The 14,904-nt window shown below is 73.0% G+C and carries 14 protein-coding genes; 7 read left to right on the top strand and 7 right to left on the bottom strand.

The window, feature by feature from the left end; genetic code table 11:
- Nucleotides 1–88: 88 nt before the first annotated feature.
- Nucleotides 89–262 carry a CsbD family protein gene (locus RT054_RS03480; protein WP_312719461.1) on the bottom strand — a complete coding sequence of 58 codons (174 nt, stop codon included), beginning with the start codon at nucleotides 260–262 and terminating at the stop codon, nucleotides 89–91.
- A 367-nt stretch (nucleotides 263–629) separates the two neighbouring features.
- On the opposite strand from RT054_RS03480, the gene RT054_RS03475 reads away from it, so the two are divergent.
- Together RT054_RS03475 and RT054_RS03470 are read left to right on the top strand one after the other, a co-directional pair.
- On the top strand, nucleotides 630–1,934 hold the full coding sequence (locus RT054_RS03475) for a M15 family metallopeptidase (protein ID WP_313022171.1): 1,305 nt from the start codon (nucleotides 630–632) through the stop codon (nucleotides 1,932–1,934).
- 210 nt (nucleotides 1,935–2,144) lie between these two features.
- A complete protein-coding gene (locus tag RT054_RS03470; RefSeq protein WP_312719465.1) occupies nucleotides 2,145–2,495 on the top strand; it encodes an RNA polymerase-binding protein RbpA in 351 nt (116 codons plus the stop codon).
- A 98-nt stretch (nucleotides 2,496–2,593) separates the two neighbouring features.
- Here RT054_RS03470 and RT054_RS03465 read toward each other — a convergent pair whose 3' ends face one another.
- The 3 genes from RT054_RS03465 to lnt are packed head-to-tail and all read right to left on the bottom strand — an operon-like array spanning nucleotide 2,594 to nucleotide 5,606.
- Nucleotides 2,594–3,163, bottom strand: coding sequence for an FxsA family protein (locus RT054_RS03465; RefSeq protein WP_313022170.1), 570 nt, complete (start codon nucleotides 3,161–3,163; stop codon nucleotides 2,594–2,596).
- A gap of 8 nt (nucleotides 3,164–3,171) precedes the next feature.
- Nucleotides 3,172–3,996: a polyprenol monophosphomannose synthase gene (locus tag RT054_RS03460; protein WP_313022169.1), complete on the bottom strand. Its 825-nt coding sequence runs from the start codon at nucleotides 3,994–3,996 to the stop codon at nucleotides 3,172–3,174.
- Between the two features lie 32 nt (nucleotides 3,997–4,028).
- On the bottom strand, nucleotides 4,029–5,606 hold the full coding sequence (lnt, locus tag RT054_RS03455; RefSeq protein WP_313022168.1) for an apolipoprotein N-acyltransferase: 1,578 nt from the start codon (nucleotides 5,604–5,606) through the stop codon (nucleotides 4,029–4,031).
- Nucleotides 5,607–6,131: 525 nt separating this feature from the next.
- On the opposite strand from lnt, the gene ybaK reads away from it, so the two are divergent.
- The 5 genes from ybaK (at nucleotide 6,132) to RT054_RS03430 (ending at nucleotide 10,657) form a co-directional block, all read left to right on the top strand.
- Entirely contained in the window at nucleotides 6,132–6,650 is a 519-nt protein-coding gene (ybaK, locus tag RT054_RS03450) for a Cys-tRNA(Pro) deacylase (protein WP_313022167.1), read from the top strand.
- Between the two features lie 44 nt (nucleotides 6,651–6,694).
- Nucleotides 6,695–7,624: a 5'-3' exonuclease gene (locus RT054_RS03445; protein ID WP_313022297.1), complete on the top strand. Its 930-nt coding sequence runs from the start codon at nucleotides 6,695–6,697 to the stop codon at nucleotides 7,622–7,624.
- 193 nt (nucleotides 7,625–7,817) lie between these two features.
- Nucleotides 7,818–8,150: a PadR family transcriptional regulator gene (locus tag RT054_RS03440; protein WP_312719474.1), complete on the top strand. Its 333-nt coding sequence runs from the start codon at nucleotides 7,818–7,820 to the stop codon at nucleotides 8,148–8,150.
- A gap of 64 nt (nucleotides 8,151–8,214) precedes the next feature.
- Nucleotides 8,215–9,360 carry a hypothetical protein gene (locus tag RT054_RS03435; RefSeq protein ID WP_313022166.1) on the top strand — a complete coding sequence of 382 codons (1,146 nt, stop codon included), beginning with the start codon at nucleotides 8,215–8,217 and terminating at the stop codon, nucleotides 9,358–9,360.
- Between the two features lie 190 nt (nucleotides 9,361–9,550).
- Nucleotides 9,551–10,657: a hypothetical protein gene (locus RT054_RS03430; protein WP_313022165.1), complete on the top strand. Its 1,107-nt coding sequence runs from the start codon at nucleotides 9,551–9,553 to the stop codon at nucleotides 10,655–10,657.
- Nucleotides 10,658–10,696: 39 nt separating this feature from the next.
- Here the strand turns inward: RT054_RS03430 and RT054_RS03425 are convergent, their stop codons facing one another.
- The 3 genes from RT054_RS03425 to tatA all read right to left on the bottom strand — a co-directional run bounded on the left by RT054_RS03425 (nucleotide 10,697) and on the right by tatA (nucleotide 14,897).
- A complete protein-coding gene (locus RT054_RS03425) occupies nucleotides 10,697–13,666 on the bottom strand; it encodes a DEAD/DEAH box helicase (RefSeq protein WP_313022164.1) in 2,970 nt (989 codons plus the stop codon).
- A 65-nt stretch (nucleotides 13,667–13,731) separates the two neighbouring features.
- Nucleotides 13,732–14,520, bottom strand: coding sequence for a twin-arginine translocase subunit TatC (gene tatC / locus RT054_RS03420; RefSeq protein ID WP_313022163.1), 789 nt, complete (start codon nucleotides 14,518–14,520; stop codon nucleotides 13,732–13,734).
- Between the two features lie 8 nt (nucleotides 14,521–14,528).
- Nucleotides 14,529–14,897 carry a Sec-independent protein translocase subunit TatA gene (gene tatA, locus RT054_RS03415; protein ID WP_312719479.1) on the bottom strand — a complete coding sequence of 123 codons (369 nt, stop codon included), beginning with the start codon at nucleotides 14,895–14,897 and terminating at the stop codon, nucleotides 14,529–14,531.
- Between the last annotated feature and the right edge of the window lie 7 nt (nucleotides 14,898–14,904).

Below are 14,904 nucleotides of genomic sequence, written 5' to 3'. Positions count from 1 at the left end.
CGACGACGACGGCGGGGGAGCATGTCGCTCCCCCGCCGTCGTCATGCATCCCGCCCCTCACGCCGTCACCGGCGGGCGCGGGGTCGGGTCACTTCTTGAAAGCGTCCTTGACCTTCTCGCCGGCCTTCTTGAGGTCGGCCCCGGCCTGGTCGCCGCGGCCCTCGGCCTCGAGGCTCTTGTCGTCGGACGCCTTGCCCGTGGCCTCCTTCGCCTTGCCGCTGAGGTCCTGGGCAGCGTTCTCGATCTTGTCTCCAATACCCATGCGCCACTCCTTGATGTCGGTCCGGGTTGTGCGGATACCGCACGGTACGTCGGGAACCTCTCCCCCGCCACCCCTACCCCCGGCGCGCCGCGGACATGCGCCGCGCCGACATCGGGAGGGATCAGCCGACAAGCCCCCTGACCAGCGACGACATCGTGCCGGGGTCGGACGTCCGAACTCGCGGCCACGTTTGTCTCAGGCTGGGGGCGCGGCTACCGTTGTGGTAGCGGGGTGTTCGCGCCCACGCGTCGTCCGCACGCGGCCTCGACGGCCTCCTACGGCGCGACGGGACGACAGCGACGAAGCAGCGACACGGCGAGCACGACGGCGACACGGCAGCGGGACCGCGACGAGGGGTTGGCAGGGGATGCAGGGATTCAGGTGGGCGGCCGCGACGACGGCCGCCCTCGTCACCATCGGGATGCTCGCCACCCCCGGCCAGGCGGTCCCCGAACCCGTCCCCGCCTCCGCGCCGGTGGCCACCTCCGGTGGCTCGGGTGGCTCGGGGAACGCCGACGTCCCTCGCTCCTTCGGCCCCGCGGCCGCCGCCACCCCGGCCCCCAAGCCCTCCTCCGGCGCCGACGAGCGCACACCCCTCACCCCCGAGCAGGTACGCGCCCAGGTGGCCGAGGCCGCCCGGCTGCAGACCCAGCTCGCCGAGAGCGATGCCGAACTCGCTGCTGCCGGGAAGGAACTCGCCGCTCTCGCGGCGGCATCGAACACGGCGATGAGCGCCGTCACCCAGGCCCGCGACGCCGAGAAGGCCGCGAAGAAGGCCGAGGCCGACGAGATCGCCCGCCTCAAGGCCCTCACCGCTCAGGTCGCGGCGGCCCGGGACGACGTCGACGGCATGGCCTACGACGCCTACGTCAACGGACCCGGCGTGCTCGGCCAGGTCGCCGCCCTCGTCGACCTCGTGGGTTCCGGTGGTCTGAACGCCGACGCCGCGGCGCAGGCCCGGTTCGCCGCGGGTGCCCGGTCCGCCGACGAGAAGCGCTTCGCGGCCCTCGCCCGGCAGCAACGTGAGGCTGCGGCCAAGGCGGCGGCACTGCGCGCACGCCGCGAGGCCGCGACCGCCCAGGCCGAGAAGGCGCAGAAGGCCGCCGCCGGCGCCGTCGCCAAGCAGCAGGCCGCCGTCCTCGACCTGCAGAAGGTCGCCGCCGAGCGCCGCGCACGCCTCGACAAGCTCGGAGTCTCCGGCGGCATGATCGCCGGGGTCGACATGGCCGCGCTGCAGGAGGTGGTGACCACCCCGCTGTGCACCGAGGACAACGCGACCTACCCCAACGGGCAGTGGCCGGGTTCGGCCCTGTGCGCCCTCAAGACCTCGCCGGGCCACATGATGCGTCCCTCGGCGGCGGGCGCGTTCGACGCGATGTCGAAGGCGTACCAGACCTCCACGGGCTCACCGCTGTGCGTCACCGACAGCTACCGCGGCCTCGCCGCCCAGGTCGACGTCAAGCGCCGCAAGCCCACGCTCGCGGCCACCCCGGGCACGAGCAACCACGGGCTGGGTCTCGCGGTCGACCTCTGCGGCGGCGTCGAGAGCTTCGGCACCCCGCAGCACATCTGGATGCAGCAGCACGCGCCGCTGTTCGGGTTCTACCACCCGGCGTGGGCTCAGCCGGGCGGTTCCAGGCCGGAGCCGTGGCACTGGGAGTTCACCGGCTGACGGCGGCTCCCCCGCGCCGGAGCCGGCCGGGCCTCCCCTGCGGACGCCCCGCGGGCGCGGCGGATTCGCGACCGTGGCGCGCATCGGCGAGAATGCCGCGAGCGGTGTCTCGGAACATCGGCGCGCCGTGGCGCGTTCACACGTGAGGCCCGCAGCTCGCCGCACGCGCGCCGGCTGCGGCACGGGCAGTCGAAGTGATGGAGGAAATCGATGGCAGAACGATCGTTGCGGGGCACCAACCTGTCGGCCCTCAGCATGGAGACCGACGAGAACGTCGTGCTCAGCGAGCGCCGGATCACGCGGTACGTGTGCGAGAACAAGCACATCAGCGAGCTCCCGTTCTCGGTCGAGGCCGATGTCCCCCCGGTCTGGGAGTGCCGTTGCGGCCTCGAGGCCAAGCTCGTCGACGGACCGGAGCCCGAGAACAAGCCCGCCAAGGTCGCCCGTACGCACTGGGACATGCTGCTCGAGCGGCGCTCGATCCCCGAACTCGAGGATCTCCTCGAGGAGCGCCTCGACCTGCTCCGCGCCGCGCGCGGGGAGAAGCCCAAGAAGAAGTGAACGTCCGCGGCCACGCGCCGCAGGCATGACGAGAGGGACCGTCACCCCGCGGGGTGACGGTCCCTCTCGCGCGCATGGTGCCTCAGCGGTGTCGTGGCTCAGTCGCGTTCGGCCCGGGGGCGCAGGTCGAGGTGCCCGAGCTCGAGCGGACCGGTCTCCTGCGTGCGCGGCGGCACGGAGTCGACACGCACCGAGCGCACGATGCCGACACGGGCGGCGACCCGCTGCTCCACCGACCGCTGCAGGAACCGCGCGACGGCGGGCCGCACGACCGGCAGGAGCAGGATCACCGCGAGGACATCGGTGAGGAAGCCCGGCAGCAGGAACAGCGCCCCGGCGCCGAGGACCACGGCGGCGTTGGCGACCTCCTGCGTGGGGACGCGACCCTCACGGCCGGCCTGACGCAGCGAGCGCCAGGACGACAGGCCCTCCCGCTTGATGAGCCACAGCCCCAGCACCGAGACGGCGAGGAGCACGAGGATGGTGGGGAGGACGCCGATCGCCCGGCCCGTCGCCACGAGCGCGGCGATCTCGAGGACGGGCAGGAGCACGGCGAGGGCGACGAACAGCATGAGGCGCGGGCGGCCACGGCGTGGCGTGCGGCGCCCCGTCGCCCCCGGGCCCGCGGGGCCCACCCCGGGTGTCGAGGGGGGAAAGACGGTGGACATGCGGTCTCCTAGCGGCGCGCGGACCCACCCGGTCGAGCACGGGAGGAGAGGAGTCCACGAGCCTGGTCGTATCGGTAACGCATACCCCATGCCGTGACGTTCCGAAGTGACTCGACGAAGATGTCGCGGCTCATCTTGGAGGCGCCGGTGTCGCGCTCGACGAACGTGATCGGCACCTCGACGATCCGTAGTCCCGCCTTGACGAACCGCCACGTGAGGTCGACCTGGAAGCAGTAGCCCTGGGAGGCGATCTCGCCGAGGCCGACGTGACGCAGGGCCTCGGCCCGGTAGGCGCGGAAGCCGGCGGTCGCGTCCATCACGGGCATGCCGAGCAACATCCGGACGTACTGGTTGCCGCCGACCGAGAGGAACCGGCGGTGGGGTGGCCAGTTCTCGATGCTGCCACCGGCGACCCAGCGGGAGCCGATGACGAGGTCCGCCTCGGGAACCCGCGCGAGCACGGCCGGCAGGTCCTGGGGGCGGTGGGAGCCGTCGGCGTCCATCTCGACCAGGGTGTCGTAGCCCTGCTCGAGAGCCCAGGCGAACCCGTCGAGGTAGGCGCGCCCGAGGCCGTCCTTGCCGCCGCGGTGCAGGACGTGGACGGCGGGGTCGGCCTCGGCGAGGGAGTCGGCGAGCCGACCGGTGCCGTCCGGCGAGTCGTCGTCGATGACGAGGACGTCGACCTGCGGGCAGATCGCGCGCACCGTGGTGACCTGCCGGACGATCGAGTCCTTCTCGTTGTACGTCGGGATGAGCACGACGATGCGCTCGACCGGCGCGTGCGAGAAGAGGCGACCGGGGGCGTGCGGCCGGGGACGAGGGACGGCGGGCATGGATCTCCTCGGGACGGAACGGGGTGGGCAGTCTATTCAGCGACACGGCTGCGGCGTGGGCGTCGTGCCGGCACGATGAGCGCCGCGGCCGCGAGCACGACGAACGCCACGTCGGGGGCGATCCCCAGGGCGGCGGCGGGCGTGGTCGCGGTGCGCAGCGGGAGCGTGCCCTCGACGACCGCGGGGGTGAACAGCGCCGTGGGGTCGTGGGCGACGCCGTCGGGGGTGATGAGCGCGGAGATGCCGACGTTGCTCGAATGGACGACGCTGCGGCCGTACTGCACGGCACGTACCTGACTGATGGCGAGCTGCTGGGCCGACTCGGCGGAGAAGTCGAACATCGCGTTGTTCGTCTGGACGACGAGGAGGTTGGCCCCTTCGTGCACGGCGGCGTCCATGACCCGGTCGACGGCGACCTCGAAGCAGATCCCGAGACCGGCACGGATCGTGCCGCCTCCCTCCCGCAGCGGCACCTCGATCACCCCCGACGTGTGGCCGGGGACGAAGTCGCGTTCGAGGAGGTCGACCTGGCGGGTGATCGCGCGGAAGAACGCCCGGTACGGCATGTACTCGGCGAACGGGACGAGGGCCTGCTTGTCGTAACGCTGGTCCGTGGCGCCGACGCCCGGCTCCCAGAGGATCGAGGTGTTCGTGAGATCGCGGCGTCCCCCGCCGAGGACGGCCCCGACGAGCACGGGACGGTCCATCGCCTCGACCGCGCCGTCGATCACCGCCCCGGCGTCGGCGTTGACGAACGGGTCGATGTCACTCGCATTCTCGGGCCAGATGACGAGGTCGGGCGTCGGCAGTCGGCCCGCGGCGACGTCCGCTGCGGCCTGCCGGGTGACCGCACCGTGGTTGTCGAGGATCTGCCGCCGCTCGGCGTTGAAGTCGAGGCCGTTGCGGGGTGCGTTGCCCTGGACCGCCATGAGACGGGCGGGAGTGCCATCCGTCCCCAGCGGGATCAGCATGGGTGCACCTGCGAGCGTGAGGGCCGTGACGGCGGGGACGAGGACGGCGCCGACGCCGCGGCGCGCAGGACGGGCGGACGAGACCGACGCGCGGGCGGGGAACTGTCGCCGGGTGGCGTCGAGCGTGGCGAGAGCGAGGCCGCCGAGCAGGGCGGTGGTGAAGCCGAGAAGAGCCGGACCGCCCCAGGCGGCCAGGTGGAGCAGGGGGCCCTCGGCCTGGCTGTAGGCGATCCGTCCCCAGGGGAACCCGCCGAACGGCATCGAGGCGCGGGCCCACTCACAGGCCGACCAGATCGCGGCGACGGACAGCGGGGACCGGGCCGCGGTGGCACGGTCCGCCACGGGGCGGTGCGCGAGGGAGACACCGGCGCCGAAGAGCCCGACGAACAGCGATTGGAGGACGGCGAGCGCGAGCCAGGGCAGTGGCCCGACGTGCAGGCCCGTCCACGAGACGTAGGGCACGAACCAGGCGAGCCCGCCGAGGACGCCGAGACCGAAACCCCCGCCCACCCCGACGCCTCTCGTGGCGGCGACGAGCATCGCGATGCCGACGGGCGCTGCGATCCAGACTCCGAGGTCGGGGAAGGCGGCCCAGATCAGCAGACCCCCGGCGACGGCGAGGAGGAGACGGCGCAGCACCGCCTCAGACTAGGGCCCCGTCGCGCTCCCCCGAGAGGGGATGCGGGACACGAGGCGCCGTGCGGGTCGGGACGAGGAGGGAATGCGCGAGGCCTGTACGCCGGTGGGGCCAGACTCCCGCCGCCAGGAGGCGGTGAGCCTGTTGTCTACTGGGCGTACAGGCCTCGCAGCCACCGCATGGTCCGGGGAGCCTGACAGGTCCCCCGCCGGAGTCGACGACCGCGCGCGCACGTCGCCACGCCGGGCAGAACGGGGTGACCGCCATGAGCCCTGGCAGGGGTCCGGCGATGACTTCCCCACCACGCTACAGCTCGCCGACGGTCCGTCAACATGCCCCCCACCTGCGGCGATTTAACAAACCGGCAGGTCGGGCGTGAGGGCTACCCCAAGGTAAGCATTCGTTCAAGAAGAGGCCCGCGCGGATGCACGGATGTCCGCGTCGTCGGATTCGTCCAGATGAACGCGGCGTGGCGCGACCCGTGCGCTCTCCGGGAGGTGCCGGCGGGGCCGTGCGAGACTCGCGGCATGGCACGACGAACCGGCGGCAGGGGCAAGGCGTCCGCGGGGGCCACCCCGGCGGTGACACTTCTCACCCGGCTCGCGATCCCGTTCACCGCGCATCACTACGACCACGACCCCGGCGTCGCCTCGTTCGGTCGGGAGGCCGCCGACGAGCTCGGGGTCGACCCGGCGCGGGTCTTCAAGACCCTCGTCGTCGACCTCTCCGCCGGCGGAGGGCGCGGCCTCGGCGTCACGGTGCTGCCGGTCGAGGGCCGGCTCGACCTCAAGGCTGCCGGCGCCGCCTTCGGGGTCAAGAAGGTCGCGCTCGCGGACTCGGCCGCCGCCGAACGCTCCTCGGGCTACGTCGTGGGCGGCATCAGCCCGCTCGGGCAGCGCACCGTGCTGCCGACGGTCCTCGAGGAGACCGCGCTCCTCCACGACACGATCTACGTCTCCGGGGGCGCCCGCGGCTTCGACGTCGAACTCGCCCCCACCGATCTCGTCGCCGCGCTGTCGGCGACCACCGCCCCCCTCCTCCGCTGACCCACCCAGCCCCTCACCACGGGAGGTCCCTCGTGCGCCCGCTCATGCTCCTCGACACCGCGTCGCTGTACTTCCGGGCGTTCTACGGGGTGCCCGACCGCTCCGGCCCGGGCGAGACGCCCCGCAACGCCGTCACCGGGCTCGTCGACATGATGGCGACGCTCGTCGAGACGCATCGGCCCTCCGGTGTCGTCGCATGCTGGGACGACGACTGGCGGCCGGCGTTCCGCGTCGAGGCGATCCCCACGTACAAGGCCCACCGCGTCGCCGGGTCGGTCCACGAGGGAGCACCCGGTGGCGCCGCGGAGGAGGTGCCCGAGGCGCTCTCGGTCCAGGTGCCCGTCATCGTCGAGCTCCTCGCCGCGATCGGTGTCCCCCGGATCGGGCACGCGGGTTTCGAGGCCGACGACGTCATCGGCACGCTGACGACCCGGGCGATCCAGGCGGGGCGTCCGGTGCTCGTCGTCACGGGCGACCGGGACCTCTTCCAGCTCGTCGACGACGCCGCCGGGGTCCGAGTCCTCTACACCGCGCGCGGCGGTGTGCGTGGCGGCGACGTCGCCGACGAGAGGTTCCTCCGCGACACGTACGGCGTGGACGGCGGCGCGGGGTACGCCGACCTCGCCCTCCTTCGCGGCGATCCCAGCGACGGCCTCCCCGGGGTCAAGGGCATCGGGGAGAAGACGGCCGTGCGCCTGCTCGAGCAGTACGGCAGCGTCGCCGCCCTGCAGGAGGCGCTCGCCGCAGGTGAGGCGCCCGCCGGGGCGCTCGGTCGCAAGCTCGCCGAGTCCGGGGACTACCTCGACCGTGCCCGTCCCGTCGTCCTCGTGGCCCGTGACATCCCCCTCGAGGGGCCGGTCGACGGTGGGGTCCCCGAGCACGTCGCGGACCCGGCCGCTCTCGCCCGTCTCGTCGAGTCCCATCGCCTCACCGGCGTCCCCCGTCTCCTCACCGCCCTCGGCATCCGCCCCTGAGCGTCGCCGCCGCGTCCCGGCGTGACGTCCCCGCGCGTCGGCGGAGCGAGACCAACTGCTCCGCCGTAGACACTATTGTGCTGTGCGCGATAGTGTGGCAACGGGAGGAGCGGGCGGTGGTCGAGCGGTGCGGGGGTCTCCTCGACCACCGCATCGCCCACCGAGGGCTGGAACCCGGGACGGGAGGGATGAGATGGAGACGACGCAGCTCGTCAAGGGCGTGCTCGACCTCGCGGTGCTCGCCGTCGTCACCCACGAGGACGGCTACGGGTACGACGTCGTGAGACGAGTACGAGCGGCCGGGCTCGAGGACGTCGGGGAGGCGAGCGTGTACGGCACCCTCCGTCGGCTCTTCCAGGCGGGGGCGCTCACGTCCTACGTCGTCCCCAGTGCCGAGGGTCCGCACCGCAAGTACTACGGGGTGACCCCAGCCGGGCGGGACCTGCTCACCGCCCAGCAGGCCACGTGGCGCCGCTTCGCCTCGTCCGTCGACCGGCTCCTCGACGACGTCGAGCCGTCGCGATGAGCGGCACGGCGGCCCCCCGCCCACGACAGACCCCATCCCGCATCACCGACACGGAGGCGACGACATGAGCGAGACCACTCCCGGCGGAGCCACCCGGATGACGCCCGACCGGACCGGTGCGAGCGGTGAGGCCGCCGCGTCCCCCGCCCGGCGCGAGATCATCGCCTACGTCCGCCTCGTCCGCGCCGGCCTGGCGGACCTCGCCCCCGAGGACGTCGAGGAACTCACCGCGGGGATGGAGGCCGACCTCGCCGAGATGGTCGCCGACCGGGGCGGGAGCGTCCGCGACCAGCTGGGGGCCCCGCAGGTGTACGCGGCGGAGCTCCGTCGTGCGGCGGGGCTCCCCCCGGCCGCGCCGGTACCGGGACGACGGGGACTCGACGAGGTCTATCGGGTGTGGCAGGACTCGGTCACACGCCGGCGCCGGGAGCACCCGGCCTTCGACGGCGTCGCCGACTTCCTTCTCTCGCTCCGGCCGTCGTGGTGGGTGATCCGCGGACTCACGCTCGCCACGGTGCTCGTCGCGTTCCCGGTGCTCCTCCTGGGGGGTGGGCTGGGTGCGGTCGTGCTGCTCGGCCTTCCCGTGGCGGCCGTGGCCGTCGTCCTCAGTGTGCGGCTCGGACGCCGGTCCCTCCGCACCGGCGGGAGCCCCCTGCGGACCCTCGGCGACCTCGCACTCGGCGCCCTGACCCTCGCGATCTGCGTCGCCGCCGCCTTCACCTTCCTCGGCGTGACGGGGCCGGGTGTCCTCGAATCCGGCCCGCCCCCGACCCCCGACTACGAGCCCGGGCTGATCGAGGGGCCGGCCAATCTCTACGTCTACGACGCAGACGGCCGCCGGGTGGAGGCGGCACGCCTCTTCGACGCCGACGGCAACCCCGTGCGACTCACCTCCGGGGTCGGGGTCGACCCCACCGCGGTCCCCCGCGACGTCTACGGGGTACCGCAGACGAACGTCTACCCCGGGCGCGGCGACGGCCGACCGGACCCGTGGGTCGGCCTGCCGGACCTCCCGGGAGCGTGGACCCCACCGGCGTCCATCGCGCCGCTCCAGCCTGCCCCGGACGTCACCACGCCGCCCGCCACCACGCCGCCCGCCACCCCGGGTCCGGCCGCCTCGTCCCCGACCACGGGATCGCAGCCCTCCTCGGTGACGCCACCGGCGTCGACGGCGTCACCGACGCCGCGAGCCACGACCGCCACGCGGTGAGGAGCACGCGGCGGATCGCTGTGGTCCTTCCCGGTGGGGCGTCGACACCCTAGGTTGTCCCCAGTACCCAAGGGCCGCACCGTAAGTGAGTCGGCGCAGCCCTCGCCGGTCGAGCAGCTGCGGCGTGACGGATCGGTGCGCCGTGCCCCGCGATCGACCCGAATCCCCTCATCGACACGAAGGCGACGACATGACCGAGACCACTCCCGGCGGAGCCACCCGGCTGACGACCGAGCAGGCCGACGAGAGCGGTGCGGGTTCCTCCCGACCGGAGAGCGCCGCCTACCTCCGCGTCGTTCTCGCCGAGCTCGCGGACCTGTCGAGGGACGACGTCGACGGGCTCACCCCGCGCATGCGCGCCGACGTCGCCGACGCCGCCGACTCGGGCGGCAGCATCGAGGGCCGCCTCGGGACGCCGCAGGCGTACGCGGCCGAACTCCGCGCCGAGGCGGGACTCCCCCCGGCCCCGGCGGCACGGGGACGACGACGGACCGCTCGCGTCCGGGGGTGGCAGGGCTCGGTCGAGCGTCGGCGTCGTGAGAACGCGGGCTTCGACGACGCCGTCGAGTTCCTCGTCTCGCTGCGGCCGTCGTGGTGGGTGATCCGCGGGCTGACGGTCGCCATCCTCCTCGTCGGGATCCCGGTGTCGGTGCTCGACCTCGGGCTCGGCATGCTCGTGCTGCTCGGCGTCCCCGCGGCCGTCCTCGCCGTCGTCCTCAGCGTCCGTCTCGGCCGACGCACCAGAGGCGCGGGCGGCAGCACACCGCGCGTCCTCGTCGACCTCGTCCTCGGGGCGGCGACCCTCGTCCTGGCCGTGGGCGCCCTCGTGATGGTCCTCGGCGTCCTCGGGTACCACGTGCCCGGCCGGCTCTCCTCGACGCTGGCGCGGGTGGGTCTGTCCCAGCCGGGCACGGCGTACGGACCGGACAACCTCTACGTCTACGACGCGAACGGGCACCGGGTGCCGTCGGCGCGGGTGTACGACCCGGACGGCAACCCCGTGCACCTCACCTCGGGAGACGCGATCACCCCGGACGCGATGCCGCGCGACTTCCTCGGGGCGACGCAGCCGAACGCCTATCCCCGTCGCGCGGAGGGCCGACTCGACCCGTGGGTCGACCCGGACGCCGGGTCGGGAGTCTGGGTCCCGCCGGCCACCATCGCCCCGCTCGTCCCCGGCCCGAACTACACCCCCCCGGGGACCCTGAAGGCGCCCTCCCCGGCCGCGACCTCGCGCCGCTCCCCCGGTTCGACGAAGACGCCCGCCACGCCCAGCCCCGCGTCGACGACCCGATGAGCCCGAGCGGATCCCGGCCGGCGGCCTGACCGGCCGCGGTCAGTCGAGTCGATCGGCGGCGACGACCGCGCGCATCACTGCGTCGACGGCCTTGCGGGCGGCGCGGGAGACCGCCGCCTCGGGGGCGACGTCGGCGATCTGGTCGAGCAGATCGACCGTCTGCTTGCAGCGTCGGACGAAGTCGCCGGCGGCGAGGTCGGTGTCGCGCAGCACGACCCCGAGGCTGCGACCGCTCGCCCACCGGTACATCGGCGGTGCGAGACCGGGGTCGGGGTACCCGGTCGTGGGGAGATCGTGGTCGTTCTCCGCGTCCTCGATGCCGCTCCACAGCTGCACCATCCGTGTGTGCACCGACTCCAGGGCGTGCGTCGGCATCTGAGGGAGCAGGTCCTCCTCGTCGCGGCGCGGCTCGTGGATGAGGCAGGACACGGCGGCCGCGAGCTCGGCCGGGCTGAGTCCGTCGAACAGCCCGTCCCGCAGGCACTCGGCGGTGAGGAGGTCGCGCTCGGTGTACACGTGCCGCAGCCGGCCGCCGAGTTCGGTGACCTCACCTCCGCTCTCGTCGAGGTAACCGCGGGCCGAGAGCAGGTCGCAGACGCGGTCGAAGGTGCGCGCGACCGTGCCGGTGCGACCGCCGACACGGCGTTCGAGCTCGGCGCGTTCGCGGTCGGCCCGCCACCATCGCTCGGCCCACCGGGCGTGCGCCTCACGGTCGGAACACCCGTGGCACGGATGCGCCCGCAGCTGCCTGCGCAGGTCCGCGATCTCGCGCTCGTGGGCGTCGGGCGACGGGTCGGAGGTCCGTCGCGGTGCCCCCGGGAACGCACCGTCGCGCGGAGCCTCGTCGGGGATCTTCACCCGCATCGTCGCCGCGAGGTCCCGTCTCTCCTTGGCGTTGCGCGGGTTGAGGGACGGGCCGACCTCGAGGCGGGCGTACGCCTCGAGGGGCCCCTGGACGTCGTCGGCCGTGAGTCGACGCAGCCGCGCTTCCTCGGTGATCACCTGCGGCGCCGCGCCCTGACCCTTGTGTCCACGGGTCGCGGTGACGACGACCGCGCGCCCGCCGTGGCGGCCGGGCAGCCAGACGACGTCTCCGGGCGTGAGCGCGCCGAGGGAGGCGTCGACCGCGACCCTCGCCGAGGCCGCCCGTGCGCGGCCGGCGTCCTTCTCCACCTCGCCGAGGCGGCGCCGGAGCGCGGCGTACTCGGTGAAGTCGCCGAGGTGGCACGTCATGGCCTCCTCGTAACCGGCCATCGCCTCGGTCAGCTCGCGGATCGAGCGGTTGAGCCCGCCGACCGAGCGGTCGGCCTGGAACTGCGCGAACGAGGTCTCCAGCACCTCGCGGGTACGTTCGCGGCCGTAGCGGGCGACGAGGTTGACGGCCATGTTGTAGGTGGGGCGGAAGCTGCTGCGCAGCGGATACGTGCGGGTGGAGGCGAGACCACCGACGGCGAGCGGATCCATGTGGGGGTTCCACACGACGATCGCGTGCCCCTCGACGTCGATCCCCCGCCGGCCCGCCCGACCCGTGAGCTGGGTGTACTCGGCCGGGGTGATGTCGGCGTGGGTCTGACCGTTGAACTTGACGAGCTTCTCGATGACGACGCTGCGCGCGGGCATGTTGATCCCGAGCGCGAGGGTCTCGGTGGCGAACACCGCCTTGATGCGGCCCTGCGTGAACAGCTGCTCGACGACCTCGCGGAAGGTCGGCAACATGCCCGCGTGATGGGCCGCGAAGCCGCGGACGAGCCCTTCGACGAAGGTGTGGTAGCCGAGCACGACGAGGTCGGCGGGGTCGATGCCCCGCACCGCCTCGTCGGCGACGGCGCGGACGCGCGCCCCCTCCTCCGGGGTGATGAGCCGCATGTCGGCGGCGAGCATCTGCTCGACCGCACCGTCGCAGCCGGCCCTGCTGAAGATGAACGTGATCGCGGGGAGAAGGGCCGCCCGGTCCAGCGCGGCGATGACCTGCGGGCGGCTCGGGAGACCACCGGGCCTCGCGCCGCGACGGGGGGTCGCCGTCTCCTCGACCGAGGACCACGCCTCCCGTCCACCGCGTCGGGCGTCCTCGGTGCGGCGGGACCCGCGCCCGCCACGCTCACCGCCCCGGGGTCGGCCTCGTCGCCCACGGGGGGCGCCGGCGTCCTCGAGTCGGCCACGGCCCCGATGCCGTGGCGAGGACCGACGCATCGCCTCGATGGCCTCGAGGAGGTCGGGGTCCAGGGTGGCGGCGATGGCACGCTCGCGGTCGGCGCGGCGCTCTGCCCGTCGCCCCGTCCGGTGGTCGGGCCGGCGTTCGGTCCGCGGGTCGGGTTCACCGGCGTCGGTCTGCTCGACGAACAGGTCGAAGAGGTCGCGGCCGACCATCATGTGCTGCCACAACGGCACGGGCCGGTGCTCGGAGACGACGATCTCGGTCTCGCCGCGCACCTCCCCCAGCCAGGCTCCGAACTCCTCGGCGTTGCTCACCGTCGCCGACAGCGACGCGAGCTGGACGTGGCGTGGGAGGTGGATGATGACCTCCTCCCACACGGCACCGCGGAACCGGTCGGCGAGGTAGTGCACCTCGTCCATGACGACGAACCCGAGGCCCTGCAGCGTCGAGGAGTCGGTGTACATCATGTTGCGGAGCACCTCGGTCGTCATGACGACGATCGGCGCCTCCCCGTTGACAGACGAATCCCCCGTGAGCAGCCCCACGTTCTCCGCGCCGTGGCGCCGCACGAGGTCGCCGTACTTCTGGTTCGACAGCGCCTTGATGGGCGTGGTGTAGAACGCCTTCTGCCCGCGGGCGAGGCCCAGGTGAACGGCGAACTCGCCGACGACCGTCTTGCCCGCGCCCGTGGGCGCGGCGACGAGGACGCCCTTGCCCTCCTCGAGGGCCTCGCAGGCGCGCACCTGGAAGTCGTCGAGGACGAAGTCGAGCCCCCGCGCGAAGGCGGCGAGTTCGGAGGCCTCCCGCTCCCGGGCGCGTCGGGAGGCTGCATACCGTTCCGCAGGTGAGGCCATGTCCGCAAGGCTAGGGCACGAGGCCGACAGTGCCTCGTCGACACCGACTCACCCCGCGGTGCGCATCAGAGTGGGCTGGCCTGGTCGTCGGGGGTAGCGACCCACTCGGGTCGCCGCTTGGCCCGGATGCGGTCGAGGATCGCGGCGACCCCGCAGGCACCGAAGTACAGCCCGATCATGGGCGCCGCCATGCCCGTCATCGTCCAGGGGTCCGGCGTCGGGGTGATGATTGCCGCGAACAGGAAGATGAGGAGCACGGCCCACCGCCACGCCTTGAGCATCGTGCGTGCCGGCAGCACGCCGACCATGTTGAGGGCGACGAGCAGGATCGGCAGGAGGAAGGAGAACCCGAACGCGAGGATGAACCTGGTGACGAACGTGAGATAGAACGAGGCGTCGATGATGTTGTCGCCGACGGTCGGGGTGAACCCGAGCAGCACGTCGACGGCGGCGTCGAGGGTGAGGTAGGCGAACCAGCACCCGGCGAGGAACAGCGGCACCGAGCACGTGATGAAGAGGATGGCGATCCGCTTCTCGTTCTTGCGCAGGCCGGGGACGATGAACGCCCAGATCTGCCACAGCCACACCGGGCTGGAGAGGATCACCGCGACGAACAACGCCACTTGCAGGTGGACGACGAACGGGTCGGTGAGGTTGGCGAAGTTGAGGTCGGCACCTCGCCGCTTCATCGGCGCCGCGAGGGCGGCGATGAGCGAGTCGTACATGACCCACCCGGGGATCGCCGCGAGCACGAGCGCGACGACGGCGATGACGATGCGGTTGCGGAGTTCTCGCAGGTGACTGCCGAGGGACATCCGCCCCTCGGGGTCACGCTTCGCGCGACGGAGCGCCATCGCGGCCCTCAGGCCATCGGCGGACGGTACTGGTCGCCGTCACGGCGTCCGTCGGTGCGCGGGCCGTCCGTGCGAGGGGTGTCCTCGACGATGCGCTCCTCCCGGACCGTGGTGTGCGTCTCCGTGGCGGGGCCGCGGTGGTCCTCCGGCGGCACGGTCTCGGTGCGGGTCTCGGTGCGGGTCTCACGACGCGCCTCGCCCGGTACCGTCTCACGGCCGGCCGCGCTCGGCTTGTCCTTCATCTCCTCGACCTCGGCCTTGAAGATGCGCATGGACCGGCCGAGGCTGCGTGCGGCGTCCGGCAGCTTCTTCCATCCGAAGAGGACGACGATCACGAGGATGATGATGATGATTTCCGGTGCACCCAGGTTGGGCATGGGAGAG

The sequence above is a fragment of the Mobilicoccus sp. genome (assembly GCF_032060985.1).
Lineage (GTDB): Bacteria > Actinomycetota > Actinomycetes > Actinomycetales > Dermatophilaceae > Mobilicoccus.
The sequence above is the reverse complement of the archived record's forward strand: the minus strand, read 5'-3'. Positions and strand labels throughout refer to the sequence as shown.

What these genes read in the sequence shown, in the direction of transcription:
- RT054_RS03480 (WP_312719461.1), bottom strand. Translation starts at nt 262, where the DNA reads ATGGGTATTGGAGACAAGATCGAGAACGCTGCCCAGGACCTCAGCGGC.
- RT054_RS03475 (WP_313022171.1), top strand. Translation starts at nt 630, where the DNA reads ATGCAGGGATTCAGGTGGGCGGCCGCGACGACGGCCGCCCTCGTCACC.
- RT054_RS03470 (WP_312719465.1), top strand. Translation starts at nt 2,145, where the DNA reads ATGGCAGAACGATCGTTGCGGGGCACCAACCTGTCGGCCCTCAGCATG.
- RT054_RS03465 (WP_313022170.1), bottom strand. Translation starts at nt 3,163, where the DNA reads ATGTCCACCGTCTTTCCCCCCTCGACACCCGGGGTGGGCCCCGCGGGC.
- RT054_RS03460 (WP_313022169.1), bottom strand. Translation starts at nt 3,996, where the DNA reads ATGCCCGCCGTCCCTCGTCCCCGGCCGCACGCCCCCGGTCGCCTCTTC.
- ybaK (WP_313022167.1), top strand. Translation starts at nt 6,132, where the DNA reads ATGGCACGACGAACCGGCGGCAGGGGCAAGGCGTCCGCGGGGGCCACC.
- RT054_RS03445 (WP_313022297.1), top strand. Translation starts at nt 6,695, where the DNA reads ATGCTCCTCGACACCGCGTCGCTGTACTTCCGGGCGTTCTACGGGGTG.
- RT054_RS03440 (WP_312719474.1), top strand. Translation starts at nt 7,818, where the DNA reads ATGGAGACGACGCAGCTCGTCAAGGGCGTGCTCGACCTCGCGGTGCTC.
- RT054_RS03435 (WP_313022166.1), top strand. Translation starts at nt 8,215, where the DNA reads ATGAGCGAGACCACTCCCGGCGGAGCCACCCGGATGACGCCCGACCGG.
- RT054_RS03430 (WP_313022165.1), top strand. Translation starts at nt 9,551, where the DNA reads ATGACCGAGACCACTCCCGGCGGAGCCACCCGGCTGACGACCGAGCAG.
- RT054_RS03425 (WP_313022164.1), bottom strand. Translation starts at nt 13,666, where the DNA reads ATGGCCTCACCTGCGGAACGGTATGCAGCCTCCCGACGCGCCCGGGAG.
- tatC (WP_313022163.1), bottom strand. Translation starts at nt 14,520, where the DNA reads ATGGCGCTCCGTCGCGCGAAGCGTGACCCCGAGGGGCGGATGTCCCTC.
- tatA (WP_312719479.1), bottom strand. Translation starts at nt 14,897, where the DNA reads ATGCCCAACCTGGGTGCACCGGAAATCATCATCATCATCCTCGTGATC.